This is a genomic window from Neorhizobium phenanthreniclasticum (assembly GCF_040066075.1).
GTDB lineage: Bacteria > Pseudomonadota > Alphaproteobacteria > Rhizobiales > Rhizobiaceae > Neorhizobium > Neorhizobium petrolearium.
This window is the reverse complement of record NZ_JBEAAL010000001.1, coordinates 321,579-336,980: the sequence shown is the minus strand read 5'-3', so window position 1 is coordinate 336,980 and position 15,402 is coordinate 321,579. Positions and strand designations below refer to the sequence as shown.

Genomic DNA, 15,402 nt, shown 5'->3' with positions numbered 1-15,402 from the left:
AGGCCTCGATCGATATCGAGGCGACTGATGCATCCGTCGCGAACAGAAATAATCATACACCACCGGTACAGGGGAGACTAAAATGGCCAAGGGTCAAATACGCAGCAATCGGGAAGCTCGAAAACCGAAGAAGGATAAGAGCGCAACTCCAGTGGCTGCGGCCCAGGGGGCACAAGTCAAGCTTGCTCAGAGCGGCCTTGGCCTGGGGAAGAAATCCAAATGAATTCGATGGGGGCACCGTATGGCGCCTCCACTATCTTTCAATCCATGATGCAGACACCGCCGCGTAGCCGATAGGGACGACTACAGTCCCAGCCATTGCCGGTCGAGTTGAGATGCGCGTTCTCAGGAAGCTCGATCCGTAAGCATTCATCGGCCCTCGTTTCGAAGCCTCGGTCGCATTTCCATTTCTGCCCGTAGGACGTATCGACGAAAACAGCGTTCTCCGGAACCTGGACGGCGACACACGCCTGCTCCTTCTTCTCAAAGCCTCTATCGCACCTCCACTCGTCACCGCCGGTTGTCAGATAGGCGTGGGCGGGGACTTCGAGCCTGATGCATGCCTGTTGGGTTGTCCGATAACCCCTCTCGCATTCCCAACCGGATCCTTGGGTCGTGTCCGACAAGAATGCGTTCTCCGGAACTTTGATAAGGTCGCAGCCCATGTCGCTTTGACGGTAACCACGCAGGCATCTCCAGCGATCGCCGGAATACGGGTCGATGTAGGCATTCTCCGGAACCTGAACGGCGAGGCATTGATCAGCCTTTTCGAGAAAGCCATAGTGGCAATCCCAGCCTTTGCCGTAAGAGGTGTTCGTCAGAAAGGCGTTGTCCGGAAGCTTCACTTCATGACAGGCATCATCCTGCTTTCGAAAGCCACGGTTGCAGTCCCAGCCGGAGCCGAAGCGGCTGGCCTGAGCATTTGCAGGTACCGGCTTCGCGGACTGGCCAAACGCTTGGGAACTGAGCACCGATGCAAAAAGCAGGAGGATAGCTATCGTCAGGGCCAGTGCCCTGTAAGATGGTTGGCGCATGAGTTTGTCTCCAATAGGCCGTATCCGCCTATCTCAGGCCGAAGGTCCGAGATGCGACGCGGATGGGCGGGAAATAGCCAAGAGCATTGCGGGGCTACCGAAGCTTCGGCTTTTTCTCCGGAGTTTCCAGGGGAGCGGCGGGTGCGGGCGATATTACCGGACCGACGAGCGGCAGGCCCTGAAGGTGCCGCCTCCTGCGAGCCGCGGCAGAGACTATCCCAACTTTACGGTTTCCTGGATTTCGCCCGCTTTCGCAGTCTGCGTTCAGGAGCATTTTCTGAAAATAAAGCAGGAAGTTGGCATGCGAGGATCGGGACGACATCGCGTCCTCCTCTTGTCGGGGCTAGGGCACATCCGTCCCTCAGGCGGCAGCGCCCTGACCAGTTGCAGCCGACAAAATACCTTGAGCTTCATTTCTGCCTTTGGCAAGCAAGGCTTTGACCCTTCGTGCTGCGTCTTGAAAGCGACGCACTGCAACACTATATAAAAGGTACGTTTTCAGCCTTTCGGCTACCTGATCCTCCCGGCTGAGCCGGTTGCTTGGCAAACCCTGATTTTGCGAACGTTGCGAACTCCGGCCCCCCGGCTGGAGGAGAGGTTTGTGCCGGACGCCCTCGTCTGGCGGCCATACTGAGGATGCCAATCATGATCAAGACAACCCGCCATGCCGCCGAAGGCCTGTTCAAGCGTCCAGATCCCGCAGAGGGATCCGATGCCGCGAAGCTGCAGGATTTTCGCAGCAGACAAGTTCTCCGGAAGCGGGAAACGAAACTCGCCGAGATGCAGCAGCGTCTCGAAAAGCGGGCTACGGACACCGTCGGGCTGACCTCGTTTTTCCGTTGACGCCACCAGAGCGGTGAAGCCCGACCGCCCTCGACAAAATCTCCCCCCGATCGCAAGGAACAGGACTTATGGCGGCTTTCGACTATAATGCAGGTGCGGGGCTTTACCCGTGCAAGACCATCAACAGAAGGAGCCGCCTCCGCTACAAGAGGTTCGATTCCGCCGCAGAAGCTCTTCGCTTCGCGATCGAGGATATGCCGGCCTCTCTCCTTCGAGGGTCCGTGCTGGAAATCGATGAATCGCGTTTCGATGGCATGCAGATGCGCAAGCTCTACGAAGCCGAAGCATATCCGCTGACGCGACGGAAATTCTGAAGCGGCGGTGCTGATGCGATTTGCCCGACAGCTATGTCCGCATAATCCTCCGAGCGCAGGCAGAGGGACCATAGGCGACAATTTTCAAAGATCTTTCTATCCACGCAAGGACTGAACAGTGAATACGATCACGCTTACACCCGCCCAGATCAGGGGCCTGAAACTCGCCAAGGAAGGGGACCTGTTTCCGCGGGAGGACGATAAATGGACGCACCTTGATGCCGCCGTCACCTATGCAAAGAACGACCGGTTTCGGGAGCGGCCGCAAAAGATCAAGTTTCTCACGTCGTCGACATTGGCCACATTGCGGGAGTTCGGACTTCTGCGCAGTCTCGATCCCGACGGGAAGACGCAAGAGGCCGCCCACGGGATTACCATGGCTGGCAAGATGTGGCTTCTGAAGAACAAGTAATCCATCGAGAGCGCCGGTCTTTCGGCATTCCTGATTTTTTGAAGCGGAGCCGTCATGACCCTTCTATTTCCGAACACGAGCCGCAGCTTCGACGATGTGCGCAAAGTGGTGCGCTTTCTCGGCTATGACGGCATGTTCGAGGTTCGGTTCTTTGTGGAGGCGGCCGCGCTCGCAAAGACGTCGGCCGGAATGTCGGAGACGGACTATCTCAAGGCCTTCGATGCGGCCCGCCCCGATATTCAGGAAGCCGCGACGAGACTTTATCACCCCAAGCGCGGAACGACCTATACGCTCACAGCTGCGGATCTGGGCTAGCTCTTGCGGTCTCCGGGAGGTGCCCTGCGAAGGTCCAGGGCCACCCGGAATGCAAAGTGCGCACGCACCCGGCTACGCTACGGCTATCTCAGGCGAAAATCCGCCTGCGCGCATGCCGCGATGAAGTCATCGCGCATTTCTTCAGGCGTGATCAAGCCTTTCAACGCATCGTAACAACGATGGCGCGCTCTCCAGTAAGGAAATCCTGTCTGGATGGCCCTATTGTCACTCAGATATTGAAGGGCATCTTGAGGGCCACTGACCTTTCGGGTCGGCTCATCTCCGATAGCCACATAAACCGGCACTTTCCAGCGGGTTCTAAATTCAATTCGTATGACGTCCGAGTCCACGGGTTCTCCATAACTGATCGCTGATATGGTGCCGTCGCCAATATGACGGGTCGCGGAGCTGCCCGTCTTTTAAATGTTCAAATGGAGTGCTTCTTATTCAGGCAGGCTTCCCTTACCGCCCCATCAAAGGAGACCCGGGCTTCCTGGGGCGTCTGGCGTCCGTCCAGGGCTGCCAGTATCGCCATATGCGCCAGCGCAAACTGCGCCCCTTTCACATGGGGCCAGGATTTCATCATGAAGTGATGAGCCTCCAAAGGGCCGACGATCGAAGCATTTCCGATTTTCACCGGGGGCATCCATCGTGCTGTCAGCAGCATGGTTTTCCTCCCGGCCGGCTGAGTTGAACTCTCACCATAGCCATCCCTCCGACAACATGAAGATGACGAGAGCAAAGCTCAGGCCTGCCACCGCTCTGGGAGCCACCATGTCATATGAATTGTGCAGAAAATGTCGGGATCTGGAAGACATGTTGTCCTCCTTGATTGGGGCTAGGGCACTTTGGCCGCCCTTACGACAACGCCCGTATCAGTTGTTGCCGACTATCAATGATGAAGTGTGATTAAGTCTTAACAAAGGCCGGGGCGGCCGTTTGTTTGGCAAATGTCGCGCCAATGCGAAGTTTCCCCGGATTATCGTCGTGATAGTGCCCGGGAATACGGCTTCGACGGATCAGGCGGATTCGCCGACAAAGAAACCCGCCATTTCTGGCGGGCTCATCTTCCGACCGGTGATGGGGGAAGCCGGTCAGTTCTTGCCGGTATGTCTGCGGCCCTTGTCCTGCTTGCCTTTCGCCGACGATGTCTTGGCATCATAAGCCTGGCCGAAATTCGTGCCGCCGAGATGCCCGCCTCCGCTGGTATTCGCCACCTGGCGTTCAGCTCTCTTCGATTGCTGTTGTGCGTCTGTCTTTTTCATAAAAATCGCTTTCGTGAAAGAAAAACAAAAGGCCGGGTGAGAACCCGGCCTCCTCAAGGCTTCGACGATCTGTGCCGGTACATCCGCGGTCAAAGACCGGAAGCTTGGTGGGTTAGGCAGTCTGAAGGTTTTCGGCCGCGCTTTTGCCCGAGCGCTTGTCCGTCACGAGGTCATAGCTGACCTTCTGGCCTTCACTGAGGTAGGTCATGCCCGAGCGTTCGACGGCGGAGATGTGAACGAACACATCCTTGGAGCCATCGGAGGGCTGAATGAAGCCGAAGCCTTTTGCCGTGTTGAAGAATTTCACGATACCATCGTTCATGCCGACTTCCTTTCAATCACAAGGGTTCGCAACCGGCCGATCGCCGAATGCGGTCATAATCGAGTTTGAGAGGGAAGATCAGCTCGGGCACCTGCGGTGCAGAAACGTAGCTCAACAAGCAAAGTCGATGAGATACGTATAGGCTTCAACTGTGGTGAGAACAAGATGTGGCGGCAATTAATTAAGGTTGTGTTCGGGGATTGAGGCCGCAACCTGGCGGCCTGGCCACCTTGGCGGCATCCCGGAACGAAACCAGCTTGCCGCTCCTTTCGTCCCAGAGCACGAGCCTGACGCATTGCAGGCTCTGCCACAGGGTTATGCGGCCGATATCCCCCAGTTCTGGATGGTCGCGCAATACCTCCGGCAGCCTGTAATAGGGAATCCTGCTCGACAGGTGATGGACGTGGTGAACGCCGATATTTCCGGTCATCCAGCGGAGCACCGGCGGCAGATCGTAATGGGAGGCGCCATGAAGCGCAGCCTCAGGAAACTGCCATTCGGCTGTTTTCGACCAGTGCGTCTCCTCGAACTGGTGCTGGACGTAGAAAAGCCACACGCCGGCCGCTCCCGCGATAAGCACGACCGGCAGATGGATCAGCAGGAACGGGATGAGCCCGACGGCCCATATCATAAGGACGGTCAGAATTGCGACCGCCAGGTTCGTTGCCATGGTGGACATCCATGGCATGACCCCGGAGCCCATCATGCCGAAGGGCAGGCGCTGCTTGAGGAGAAAAAGCCATGCAGGTCCGACGCCGAACATCACGAGCGGGTGCCGATAGAGCCGATAGGCCAGACGTCTCGACCAGGAAAGGGAATAATATTCGGCGACAGTCAGCGTGGTGATGTCGCCGACACCCCGTTCATCGAGGTTTCCCGCCGAGGCATGGTGGCCGGCATGCGCCCGCCGCCAGTAGTCATAGGGCGTCAACGTCAGCACGCCGATGACACGGCCGGTCCAGGTATCGAGACGCCGGCGACCAAAAAACGAGCCATGTCCACAATCATGCTGGATCATGAAAAGGCGCAGCAAAAAGGCGGCAGCCGGCAGGACAAGGATCAGTCCCGGCCAGAACCCCTGGAAGACGGAGATATAGGCCCCGGCCCAGAAGGCTGCGAAAGGGAAAACCGTCACGAGGAGCTCGAAAACGCTCCGCCCGGAATGCGGCTGCCGGTATTTCGAAAGGATCTTCAGCCAGATACCGGCATCGTCTCCGGAAGCCGCGTCAATTGCATAGACATTGGCGTTCATGGAATTCCATTCGCTTTTCTTGGCCTCGGCGTGAGCGCCATCGAAGCGGGATTTACCTGCCCGCTTCAAGGCACATCTTTCAACCGTCAGCGTTGACGGGCCTTACGGGCCGCGTAGCGGCGATCGCGTTCGGCCTTGCGGGCGGCTTCATCGGCGACGACGCGGGAAATGCGATCGTTGATTTCCGCCTGCCGGGCTTCCGCCTCGGCCTTCTCATGGGCTTCCGCGGCTGCCGTCAAGGCTGCCGCTTCCATCAGAATACGTTCGCTCTCCGCCGCCTTCAGGGCATCGCGTTCGGCACGGCGAGCCTCCCGGGCTGCGACAATGGCTTCACGCGCGGCGCGCCGTTCCTGCATCGCGGGATCGCTCGGTTTCGGAGCGGACGCGAATTTCGCCAAAAGCTCCCGCCTGGCATCCGCCGCGGTTTTGCGGCGTTCCGCAAAGCTGTTGTCGTTAGGGTGTCTCAATCTTGTCTTCCTCGTCAACAAGCCGTCAAAGGCCGGTATACAGGCCGGCCGAAAGTCGCGCGGATATCCGCGCCGGCCATGCCGTTAACAGAAAAGGCCAGACAATAGCCTGGCCCTCGCAAACTTTTGCCGCCATGCCGGTACATCCGCGGTCATGACGAACCAGAGCTTTAAGCGGCCTGCAGCTGGCCGGCGGACATCTTGCCCGACTTGTGATCGCGTTCCAGTTCGAAACTAAGCTTCTGGCCTTCGACGATAGAACGCATGCCGGCGCGCTCGACGGCAGAGATGTGAACGAAGACGTCGGCACTGCCGTCGTCAGGCTGGATGAAGCCGAAGCCTTTGGTGGCGTTGAACCATTTAACTGTGCCAGTGGTCATGACGAATCCTTTCATAGCAACATTGTTCCTACCGCCGGGCGACGCACGACGGTTGTTTCGACTTTTGAGAGGGAAAGTTCGTCAAGAAGCGCGAGGCGCAGCAAAAACAAAATATCGGCAAACAAAGCATCGATGAATGTTGCTTACAGCATCGACGATCAAGTGTCAAATTTTGGCTTCAGGGTAAGGTGATTTACAATTACAGGTAGCATTGGAGCGAGGCGCATCTATGCCGTTGTCGCCGTTGTGCCTATCCGCAGTCGGCAATTCCTCGGTGCTTATCTCGAGGCGCTTCGATATGGCAGGTCCAAACGCGGTCGAGCGCCACATCCGTGGCGTCCCGCCGGGTCGCCATCAGGATGCGGCCGGCATGGTCGCGAAGCACTACGGCGATGCAATAATCTTCAAACCCTAAACGGATCAGCTCATTGGGAACCGGCAACACCAGCGACGCCACACTCCTCCTCGGCTATGGGCATCACCTTTGGGCATCAGTTCTGGGCATCAGGTCGCCAATGACGCCAAAACGGGATCCGGCACGACTGGAAAATCAAGGAATTAAGGGGATCTAGCGAGAATTGGCTGGGGAACCTGGAACATAATCCAACTTTTTCTAATGCTTTGCTCCAGTTCAACATATTGCATTAAAAGGCACTTCTCGTCTAGAGGTGTTCCGGTTACCTGTTCCGGTTACCTGTTCCGGAAAGGTGTTCCGAGAGTTCCTCAATGGCCCGACGTTCCAATCTCATCCGTCGCGAAGGCGGCACCTATTATGCCCGTATCTACTTCCCCGCAGATCTCAGGGACCACTTCCAAAGCGAGGACAAGAAGATATCGCTGCGCACCAAGGACGAGGCCGTTGCGAAGCAGCGGCTCTATCCTGAACTCCAGAAATGGGACGCCCTGTTCGAGGAGATCCGGTCTCGTCGCGAAGTGACAGATCAGGACAAGGCTCTCGCGGTCTGGGAACATTATGAAACCCACCTTTTCGAGGATGCGGAGACACGCCGCACCATGCCGACTGCCAGCGAAATGGAAGAAGAGGTTTCCAGGGTTTGGCAGCGCATCGACCGCGGTGAGATCCATTCCGGTGACATGGTTGGCATGATCAACGGGTATGCAGACCTCGAGTTGATGAAAAGAGCCCGCGAAGACAATGCAAACCTCCGGGCACGGCGTCTTGCCGCTCTCAGACGAGATCTGGCAAGCGGCGATGACAAACTGATCGAGCGTGCCACTCGGGAATTCATCCAGCGGCATGGCCTGCTGGTTAACGATGGCTCAGGCGAATTCCGTGAACTCGCGTTCCTTATGATCCGAGCCGAGATACAGGCGCTCGAACGCACGTTGGAGCGCGACGCCGGCAACTATTCCGGAGTGCCGACAGATCCAATCGTGAAGCCGGCTTTCGCGAAACCGCGGCAAGTCGCCGCCCCTGGCGAAACCATCATGGAATTGTTCGAGACATACGTCCGTGAAAATCCAAAGAGCATTGCCAAGGACACCATCGCTCAGGCCAGGCGCGACATAGGCACATTTGTGCAGCATGTCGGCGCCACTTGCCCGGCATCAAGGATCGACAAGAAGGCCGTCCGAGAATGGAAAGCGCTCTTGATGCTTTACCCCGTCAAGGCGACCGAGACCAAGGCGTTCGACGGTATGAAGATCGCCCAGATAGTCGAACACAATAAGACAGTCGGTAAGCCGGTGCTGAGCACGCGCACTATAAACCGCTACCTTTCCAGTCTCGCGGCTTTCTGCAATTGGCTCGCAGCTCACGGATACATTGAGAGCAATCCGACCGAGGGCATGTTCCTCGCGAAGGACAAGCGTAAGAAGGTATTTCCGTTCACGTCCGACCAGATGAACGCGCTCTTCCGATCACCACTCTTCACTGGTTGCGAAAGCGATGACGCGCCTCGCTTCTGGAACAAGCCGGGCGCGGTTCGCATTAGGGATCACCGCTTCTGGGTTCCGCTTATCATGCTCTATTCCGGTGCCCGGCCGGCGGAGATTGCACAACTATCTCTCGCAGATGTTCGCCAAGAAGGTAACACGTGGATCCTCGACATAACGGAAACCGGTGACGACGACGACCAGGATATCAAGAGCCTGAAGACCGATGGATCGCGTCGTGCGGTGCCCATTCACAATGAACTCGTACGGCTCGGCCTCCTCGACTACCTCGCGAACATTAGGAGTGCGGGGCATTCGCGCGTTTTCCCGTCCGCTACCCGCAACTCCCGCGGTCAAATGATTTCCGACTTCAGTCGCGATTTTGGGCGATATCTGGAGAAGATCGGCTTGAAAAAGGGCAGAGGGCTTTCTCTGTATTCCTTTCGCCATGGGGCATTTGATGCGCTGAGACGCGCAGGCTATCTCGACGAGCAGTTTAACTTCATCTTCGGTCATGTCAGCGGCAATCGCGTGACCAGGGGCTATGGTGTCTTGACCCAGGGCATGCTGGACCAGCGTTCTGAGCTGATCAATGCGATTGCGTACCCGGGATTGGAGCTTGAGCATCTTCGTGAATAGCGGGCATTATAGATCGTGCAGGCTGCCCATCGAGGGCACCTCTGATCCCTAGACTTGTGGTTCTGACGCACTTATTGATTGCTCTTTAAACGTTGCTTTTGCGTGCTGATCAAAGAGACCCGAGGAATAATTTTTACCGCTATAACTACTTGGAAGTTTTTACAGAATTGCGCGGAGAATTTGGGGGAGAGGTGATGATCTGCGGGGGGTGCATTTTTTTAAGGCTGGCTGCGTTGCAGGGTGTTACCGAATGAAGATCATCGACAGCACCTCCCAGCTCCTCGGTGACGATCTGAAGGAAACGATCGGCCGAGGATCTCGCGTCAAGATCGCGGCGTCGTGCTTCTCGATCTACGCCTATGAGGCCCTGAAGTCTGAGTTATCCAAGATTGAGAGCCTGCAGTTCATTTTCACGGCTCCGACATTCGTGCCGACGGAAGCCACCGACAAATTGAGGAAAGAGAAACGCGAGTTCTTCATTCCAAAGGCCGGGCGCGAAAGCAGCCTTTACGGCAGCGAATTTGAGATCAAGCTTCGAAACAAGCTGACTCAACGCGCGGTGGCTCGGGAATGTGCAGCGTGGATCCGAAAGAAGGCTCGGTTCAAATCCAACGCGACCCAGGCCGCCATGCAGCCATTCGCTCATGTGGAGACGAATGGCGCCGCAGTGGCCTACATGCCGATTAGCGGGTTCACAGCCGTTGATCTCGGCTACCAAAAGGGGAATGCCGTTTCGAACTTCGTGACCCGTATGGATGAGCCGGCCCACGCCAGCGTCTACCTCCAGCTCTTTAACCAGATCTGGAACGACGCAGACAAACTCCGGGATGTAACGGACGCCGTGTGCGACCACATTGAGTCCGTCTATCAGGAGAATGGGCCCGAGCGCGTCTACTTCCTGATGCTCTACAACATCTTTCGTGAATTCCTCGAGGATGTCGACGAGGACGTTCTGCCGAATGATCTGACCGGCTATCGCGACAGCATCGTCTGGAACAAGCTATTCAACTACCAGCGAGACGCGGCAACGGGGATCATTAACAAGCTCGAAACCTACAACGGCTGCATCCTGGCCGACTCTGTCGGTCTGGGCAAAACCTTCACCGCACTGGCTGTCGTCAAATACTACGAGCTGCGAAACAAGTCCGTACTGGTTCTCTGCCCGAAGAAGTTGGCGGATAACTGGCGGAACTACAACACCAATCTCACCACGAACATCTTCGCCAAGGACCGCTTCAACTATGACGTCCTCTGCCACACGGATCTGTCGCGCACGTCGGGCGAGTCCTTCGGCATACCGTTGAACCGGGTGAACTGGGGCAACTATGACCTGGTGGTGATCGACGAGTCTCATAACTTCCGGAACAATGACGTCTACAAGGACCGGGAGACGCGGTATCAGAAGCTGATGAACAAGGTCATCCGCGCTGGGGTCAAGACCAAGGTCCTGATGCTGTCCGCGACACCGGTCAATAACCGTTTCAACGATCTGCGCAATCAGCTCGCACTTGCCTATGAGGGCCAGTCAGATGCGCTCAGCAAGAGCTTGAAGTCCCAGACTAGCATCGAGGAGATCTTTCGCCGCGCACAGAAGGCGTTCAACGAATGGTCCGCCCTGCCGCCCAACGAGCGGACCGCAGCGTCGATCCTGCGCACGCTTGATTTCGATTTCTTTGAGCTTCTCGATGCGGTCACCATCGCCAGGTCGCGCAAGCATATCGAGACCTTCTACGACACCAAGGACATCGGCAAATTTCCCCAACGCCGGAAACCTCTGTCGTTCCATTGCCCGATCACACAGCGACCGGATGTGATGGGCTTGAACGAGATCTTCGGCCAACTGTCCCTGCTCAAGCTCGCGGTCTATGCGCCGATCAGCTACATCCTGTCCAGCCGCCTCCCGAAGTACGAGGCGATCTACGACACGCAAGTTGAGGGCGGTCGTGGCAAGCTACGGCAGGCAGACCGCGAGCGAAGCCTTCAGGCTCTGATGACGACCAATCTGCTGAAGCGCCTGGAAAGCTCGGTGGAAGCGTTCCGCCTCACCTTGCGGGCGCTTGGCGGCAACATCACGCGGGCACTCGACGCCATTGCGGAATATGAGCGAACCGGGCGTAGCGGCAGTATCAGCGATCATCTAGAGGACATCAGTAATTTCGATCCGGAGGATGAAGACCTCGCAGGGCTCGATGAGTTCACCGTTGGCAAGAAGGTTCAGATCAGCCTCGCCGACATGGATCTGCCTTCCTGGAGACATGATCTCGCGGCCGATCGAACCTTAATCGATGCACTGATTGCTTCGATGGATAAGGTGACGCCTGCGGACGACGCCAAGCTTCAGCACCTCATTACGCTTCTGAAGCAGAAGGTTGCCGAGCCTCTCAATCCGGGTAACCGGAAGGTCATCGTGTTCACCGCCTTCGCCGACACGGCCAACTACCTGTTCGCGAACCTGGCGCCCGTTGCGCAGGAGCTCGGGCTCCACGTGGGCGAGGTGACCGGCTCCGGCTCGCCGAAAACCACGCTGAGGAAATCCTATGACTTCCAGAGCGTCCTGACCCTCTTCTCCCCGCGCTCGAAAGAGAAGGCTGTCGTGCTGCCGCATGAGACGGCGGAGCTGGACATCCTGATCGGCACGGATTGCATATCCGAAGGCCAGAACCTGCAGGACTGCGACTTCCTGGTGAACTATGACATCCACTGGAACCCGGTCCGCATCATCCAGCGGTTCGGCCGTATCGACCGCATCGGTTCGCCCAACGACCAGATCCAGCTCGTCAACTACTGGCCTGATATCACGCTCGACGAATACATCAATCTCAAGGAACGCGTCGAAAACCGGATGGTTATCGCCGACGTGACTGCGACCGGCGACGACAACGTCTTGACCGCGAAGTCGAGTGACATCGCCTACCGAAAGGAGCAACTGAAGCGTCTGCAGGACGAGGTTATTGAGCTTGAGGACGTCAAGGCCGGTATCTCGATCACCGATCTTGGGCTCAACGACTTCAGGATGGACCTTCTGAACTACGTCAAGGATCATGGCGACCTCGAAAGCATGCCTTATGGCATGCATGCCGTCGTGCCGGCAGCACCGGAACTGGGGCTGCGCCCGGGCATAATCTTCGCGCTCAAGAACATCCACGACAGCGTCAACATCAATCAGCAGAACCGCCTGCATCCCTTCTACCTGGTCTATATCGATGACCCCGGTGAGATCGTCGCGGATCATACGGAGGTCAAACGGCTGCTCGACCTGATCCGCACAAGCTGCAAGGGGCGCTCCGAACCGATCCCGGTAGTCTGCCGTCTATTCAACGAACGGACGGATGATGGCCGCCAGATGGGGCGCTACTCCGATCTGCTCAGCCAGGCCATTCGATCGATGATCGAGGTCAAGGAAGAGAAGGACATCGACAGCCTGTTCAGTGGCGGGCGAACGACGGCACTGACGCATACGATCCGCGGATTGGATGATTTCGAACTCATCGCCTTCCTGCGGGTCGAGGAGACGGAGCGGTGATGCTCTACGACTGGCCGCGGGCGACCGCCTTCGGGCGGGTGATCCCCAAGAACAAGATCTATGAACACGCAGGCGCGGGTACTGCGCTCAAGGATCTGTTCGTGCGCGAGGTCGATCAGATCGTCTGGGCGCACAAGCTGGCGCCGGAAACGATTAACCTGCCAGCCTCGAAGTCCGTGAGCGAAATCCAGGTCTTCCATGTCAGCCAGCGAGAGAGCAGTCTTGATCTGGAGGCCCTGCGCGCGATTGATCGCGCCATTCCCTTCCCCTTGCTGTTCGAGCTCACCCATAACGGCAGAGTGAAGTTCGCGGCGGCCTATAAGCGGCCGAGCGAAGCGGACAGCTCGAAATGGGTCCTCGGCGACTATTTCGAGGGGGAATGGCAGCCGGAGGACGCGCCGCGCATGCCGTTACCGGTGGCGCTGAGCATGGGCGCACTGTACGAGCTGCTTTTAAGCCCGCTGGTTGAGCGACAGGCGGTCAAGCTTTTGTCTAATCCAGCGTCAGGTTTCGCAGAAGATCCGCAATCACCCTTCGCCGTGCCCCGCTCGGACGGTCCACTGTCGCTCGAGGCGAGGATTGCCCATGCGGAGGCGGTCAAGGCGAAGACACGCGAGATCGAGCGGATCAAGACGCGCTTGGCCCGCGAGAGACAATTCAATAAACGTGTCGCCATCAATGCAGAGCTGCGCGCCGCCACGCAGGAGCTGGAGCGGCTGTTGAACGCACGTGCGGCAAGCGCACCAAGCAAGGACCAAGAGAACGACAATGGACAAGCTGAAGATGCATAGCCCGGATCTGACCCAAGAGAACATCGCCAGGATCCGCCGTCTGTTTCCAGGCTGCGTGACCGAAGCGCGTGACGAGGTGACTGGCAAACTCCGCCTGGCCGTGGATTTCGATCAGCTTCGCCAGGAGTTGAGCGACAGTATTGTTGAGGGGCCGCAGGAGCGCTATCGACTTGATTGGCCGGGCAAGCGCGAGGCTTTGATAACTTCAAATGCCCCGATCATGAAAACTCTACGTCCGGCCGTAGACGAAAGCGTCATCTTCGATCAAACGAAGAATATGTTCATAGAAGGTGATAATCTTGAAGCCCTGAAGATTATTCAATCAAGCCTCCTTGGTAAAGTGAAGATGATTTACATCGATCCGCCATATAACACCGGAAACGATTTCATATATAATGACAAATATTCGGCAACAAGAGGGGATTGGCTTAGTATCTCAGGACAGGTGAATGATGACGGTGGAAGGATGATTGCCAATCTTGATTCGAATGGGCGGTTTCATTCGGACTGGTTGAGCATGATTTATCCGAGACTTCGGCTCGCCAGAAACCTCTTGGCGGACAATGGTGCTATATTTATATCTATCGGACAGGAAGAAGCCGGAACTCTACTTCAAATTTGCTTTGAAATATTTGGCGAGAAAAATTTTGTAACGATATGCTCGCGGGTAATGAAAACGGGGGGGCAGAAGGGCGTACATTTTTCTCCCTCAGTAGATTACGTGCTCGTGTTTGCGAAGAATGTATTTGAGCTGGCTCCCTTTAGGGAGCCGATCAGTCAAAACGTAATAGACACGGTATATACCAGCGTCGAAGCGGATGGTCCTCGCAAGGGCGAGCGTTACAGATCGATGGGGCTGTATCAAGCGATGCTCGATGCGCGCGCAAATCAGCGATACTTCATAGAAGATCCCGATGGAAAGTTGCTCATACCTCCTGGGTCCACATTTCCACAAGTGAAGGAAGAGGGGTTTAAAGTGGCGCCACTCGATGGCGACGGTGTTTGGCGCTGGACCTACGATCGTTTCAAGGAAGAAAAAAGCAAGGGAAACATATCATTCGTAGCGTCTGAACGAAGCTCGCTAATCCACCCTGATGGGTCTCCTGCTAAATGGAACGTTTACTATAAGATATGGCTTAATGACCGCCTTAGAGACGGGCAACTCCCCGGAAATATCTTGGAAAAGTTCCAAAGTCGTCATAGCTCTGCAGAGTTGAAGAAGCTTGAGATCCCCTTCGAATTCGCAAAGCCGACCGACTTGATTAAATTCTTCACCGAGCTCGTTTGCGCAGAGGCGGGCGATGTCGTTCTCGACTTTTTCGCTGGGTCTGGGACGACAGCACATGCCGTGATGGCTCAGGCGGCCGAGACAGGTAAGAACCTTGGTTGGATCTGTGTTCAGGTTCCGGAGAAAATTAACTCGAAAGAAGATGCCTTCAAGCAAGGATATGCGACCATTGCCGAGCTCTCAAAAGAACGTATTCGCCGGGCTGGTAGGAGAATCCTTCAAGGCGAGTGCCATCCAGACTGGAACCGAGACGTCGGCTTCCGCGTGCTCAAAGTGGACGCGTCGAACATGAAGGATGTCTATTACCGTCCTGACGAGCTCAAACAGACCGACCTGCTCAACATAGTCGACAACGTCAAGGAAGACCGCACGACCGAAGATCTGCTGTTTCAGGTTTTGGTTGATTGGGGCGTGGACCTGACGCTGCCGATCCGCCGCGAGATTATACAAGGCAAGACCGTATTCTTCGTCGACGGCAACGCCCTTGTTGCCTGCTTCGACAAGGGTGTGACCGAGGATCTGGTGAAGGACCTGGCAAAGCGCGAACCGCTCCGCGTCGTCTTCCGCGACAATGGCTTTGTGTCCGACGCGGTGAAGATCAATGTCGAACAGATTTTCCGCCAGCTCTCCCCGACCACCGACGTCAAGTCGATCTGAGGTC

General features: G+C 56.6%; 17 protein-coding genes. 8 read left to right on the top strand and 9 right to left on the bottom strand.

The features are described 5' to 3' along the window. Positions 1-260: 260 nt before the first annotated feature. Positions 261-1,034, bottom strand: a complete 774-nt coding sequence (locus ABK249_RS01600) for a hypothetical protein (RefSeq protein WP_227701980.1) — start codon at positions 1,032-1,034, stop codon at positions 261-263. A 645-nt stretch (positions 1,035-1,679) separates the two neighbouring features. Between ABK249_RS01600 and ABK249_RS01595 the strand changes: the two genes are divergently transcribed. From ABK249_RS01595 to ABK249_RS01580, 4 genes are all read left to right on the top strand, one after another. Beyond that, a complete protein-coding gene (locus ABK249_RS01595; protein WP_037158519.1) occupies positions 1,680-1,877 on the top strand; it encodes a hypothetical protein in 198 nt (65 codons plus the stop codon). A gap of 68 nt (positions 1,878-1,945) precedes the next feature. After that, the gene (locus ABK249_RS01590; RefSeq protein ID WP_037158516.1) at positions 1,946-2,191 is read left to right on the top strand and encodes a hypothetical protein; all 246 of its coding nucleotides are present in this window, start codon (positions 1,946-1,948) and stop codon (positions 2,189-2,191) included. Between the two features lie 118 nt (positions 2,192-2,309). After that, complete coding sequence (locus ABK249_RS01585) at positions 2,310-2,603, top strand: hypothetical protein (RefSeq protein WP_081953021.1); 294 nt, start codon at positions 2,310-2,312, stop codon at positions 2,601-2,603. A 54-nt stretch (positions 2,604-2,657) separates the two neighbouring features. Further along, positions 2,658-2,918: a DUF1488 family protein gene (locus tag ABK249_RS01580; RefSeq protein WP_037158513.1), complete on the top strand. Its 261-nt coding sequence runs from the start codon at positions 2,658-2,660 to the stop codon at positions 2,916-2,918. Positions 2,919-3,001: 83 nt separating this feature from the next. Here ABK249_RS01580 and ABK249_RS01575 read toward each other — a convergent pair whose 3' ends face one another. From ABK249_RS01575 to ABK249_RS01540, 8 genes are all read right to left on the bottom strand, one after another. Beyond that, positions 3,002-3,268, bottom strand: a complete 267-nt coding sequence (locus ABK249_RS01575) for a DUF982 domain-containing protein (RefSeq protein ID WP_052183153.1) — start codon at positions 3,266-3,268, stop codon at positions 3,002-3,004. Positions 3,269-3,345: 77 nt separating this feature from the next. After that, entirely contained in the window at positions 3,346-3,585 is a 240-nt protein-coding gene (locus ABK249_RS01570) for a DUF982 domain-containing protein (protein WP_037158510.1), read from the bottom strand. 427 nt (positions 3,586-4,012) lie between these two features. Beyond that, on the bottom strand, positions 4,013-4,183 hold the full coding sequence (locus ABK249_RS01565) for a hypothetical protein (RefSeq protein WP_348862015.1): 171 nt from the start codon (positions 4,181-4,183) through the stop codon (positions 4,013-4,015). Between the two features lie 112 nt (positions 4,184-4,295). Next, entirely contained in the window at positions 4,296-4,505 is a 210-nt protein-coding gene (locus tag ABK249_RS01560) for a cold-shock protein (protein WP_037158507.1), read from the bottom strand. A gap of 181 nt (positions 4,506-4,686) precedes the next feature. Continuing rightward, positions 4,687-5,757, bottom strand: a complete 1,071-nt coding sequence (locus tag ABK249_RS01555) for a fatty acid desaturase (protein WP_348862311.1) — start codon at positions 5,755-5,757, stop codon at positions 4,687-4,689. 86 nt (positions 5,758-5,843) lie between these two features. Then, complete coding sequence (locus ABK249_RS01550) at positions 5,844-6,224, bottom strand: DUF6481 family protein (RefSeq protein WP_037158504.1); 381 nt, start codon at positions 6,222-6,224, stop codon at positions 5,844-5,846. Between the two features lie 170 nt (positions 6,225-6,394). Then, positions 6,395-6,604, bottom strand: coding sequence for a cold-shock protein (locus ABK249_RS01545; RefSeq protein ID WP_037159894.1), 210 nt, complete (start codon positions 6,602-6,604; stop codon positions 6,395-6,397). Positions 6,605-6,854: 250 nt separating this feature from the next. After that, on the bottom strand, positions 6,855-7,061 hold the full coding sequence (locus tag ABK249_RS01540) for a hypothetical protein (protein ID WP_152601291.1): 207 nt from the start codon (positions 7,059-7,061) through the stop codon (positions 6,855-6,857). A gap of 269 nt (positions 7,062-7,330) precedes the next feature. On the opposite strand from ABK249_RS01540, the gene ABK249_RS01535 reads away from it, so the two are divergent. The 4 genes from ABK249_RS01535 (at position 7,331) to ABK249_RS01520 (ending at position 15,398) form a co-directional block, all read left to right on the top strand. Next, the gene (locus ABK249_RS01535; RefSeq protein WP_348862014.1) at positions 7,331-9,139 is read left to right on the top strand and encodes a site-specific integrase; all 1,809 of its coding nucleotides are present in this window, start codon (positions 7,331-7,333) and stop codon (positions 9,137-9,139) included. A gap of 250 nt (positions 9,140-9,389) precedes the next feature. Continuing rightward, positions 9,390-12,662, top strand: a complete 3,273-nt coding sequence (locus ABK249_RS01530; protein ID WP_348862013.1) for a helicase-related protein — start codon at positions 9,390-9,392, stop codon at positions 12,660-12,662. After that, positions 12,662-13,453: a DUF4391 domain-containing protein gene (locus ABK249_RS01525; RefSeq protein WP_348862310.1), complete on the top strand. Its 792-nt coding sequence runs from the start codon at positions 12,662-12,664 to the stop codon at positions 13,451-13,453. Before ABK249_RS01530 ends, ABK249_RS01525 begins: the two co-directional genes overlap by 1 nt. Beyond that, on the top strand, positions 13,431-15,398 hold the full coding sequence (locus tag ABK249_RS01520) for a site-specific DNA-methyltransferase (RefSeq protein ID WP_348862012.1): 1,968 nt from the start codon (positions 13,431-13,433) through the stop codon (positions 15,396-15,398). Before ABK249_RS01525 ends, ABK249_RS01520 begins: the two co-directional genes overlap by 23 nt. Positions 15,399-15,402 lie beyond the last annotated feature (4 nt).

What these genes read in the sequence shown, in the direction of transcription:
- ABK249_RS01555 (WP_348862311.1), bottom strand. Translation starts at nt 5,757, where the DNA reads ATGAACGCCAATGTCTATGCAATTGACGCGGCTTCCGGAGACGATGCC.
- ABK249_RS01530 (WP_348862013.1), top strand. Translation starts at nt 9,390, where the DNA reads ATGAAGATCATCGACAGCACCTCCCAGCTCCTCGGTGACGATCTGAAG.
- ABK249_RS01520 (WP_348862012.1), top strand. Translation starts at nt 13,431, where the DNA reads ATGGACAAGCTGAAGATGCATAGCCCGGATCTGACCCAAGAGAACATC.
- ABK249_RS01570 (WP_037158510.1), bottom strand. Translation starts at nt 3,585, where the DNA reads ATGCTGCTGACAGCACGATGGATGCCCCCGGTGAAAATCGGAAATGCT.
- ABK249_RS01565 (WP_348862015.1), bottom strand. Translation starts at nt 4,183, where the DNA reads ATGAAAAAGACAGACGCACAACAGCAATCGAAGAGAGCTGAACGCCAG.
- ABK249_RS01590 (WP_037158516.1), top strand. Translation starts at nt 1,946, where the DNA reads ATGGCGGCTTTCGACTATAATGCAGGTGCGGGGCTTTACCCGTGCAAG.
- ABK249_RS01595 (WP_037158519.1), top strand. Translation starts at nt 1,680, where the DNA reads ATGATCAAGACAACCCGCCATGCCGCCGAAGGCCTGTTCAAGCGTCCA.
- ABK249_RS01560 (WP_037158507.1), bottom strand. Translation starts at nt 4,505, where the DNA reads ATGAACGATGGTATCGTGAAATTCTTCAACACGGCAAAAGGCTTCGGC.
- ABK249_RS01525 (WP_348862310.1), top strand. Translation starts at nt 12,662, where the DNA reads ATGCTCTACGACTGGCCGCGGGCGACCGCCTTCGGGCGGGTGATCCCC.
- ABK249_RS01580 (WP_037158513.1), top strand. Translation starts at nt 2,658, where the DNA reads ATGACCCTTCTATTTCCGAACACGAGCCGCAGCTTCGACGATGTGCGC.
- ABK249_RS01600 (WP_227701980.1), bottom strand. Translation starts at nt 1,034, where the DNA reads ATGCGCCAACCATCTTACAGGGCACTGGCCCTGACGATAGCTATCCTC.
- ABK249_RS01545 (WP_037159894.1), bottom strand. Translation starts at nt 6,604, where the DNA reads ATGACCACTGGCACAGTTAAATGGTTCAACGCCACCAAAGGCTTCGGC.
- ABK249_RS01535 (WP_348862014.1), top strand. Translation starts at nt 7,331, where the DNA reads ATGGCCCGACGTTCCAATCTCATCCGTCGCGAAGGCGGCACCTATTAT.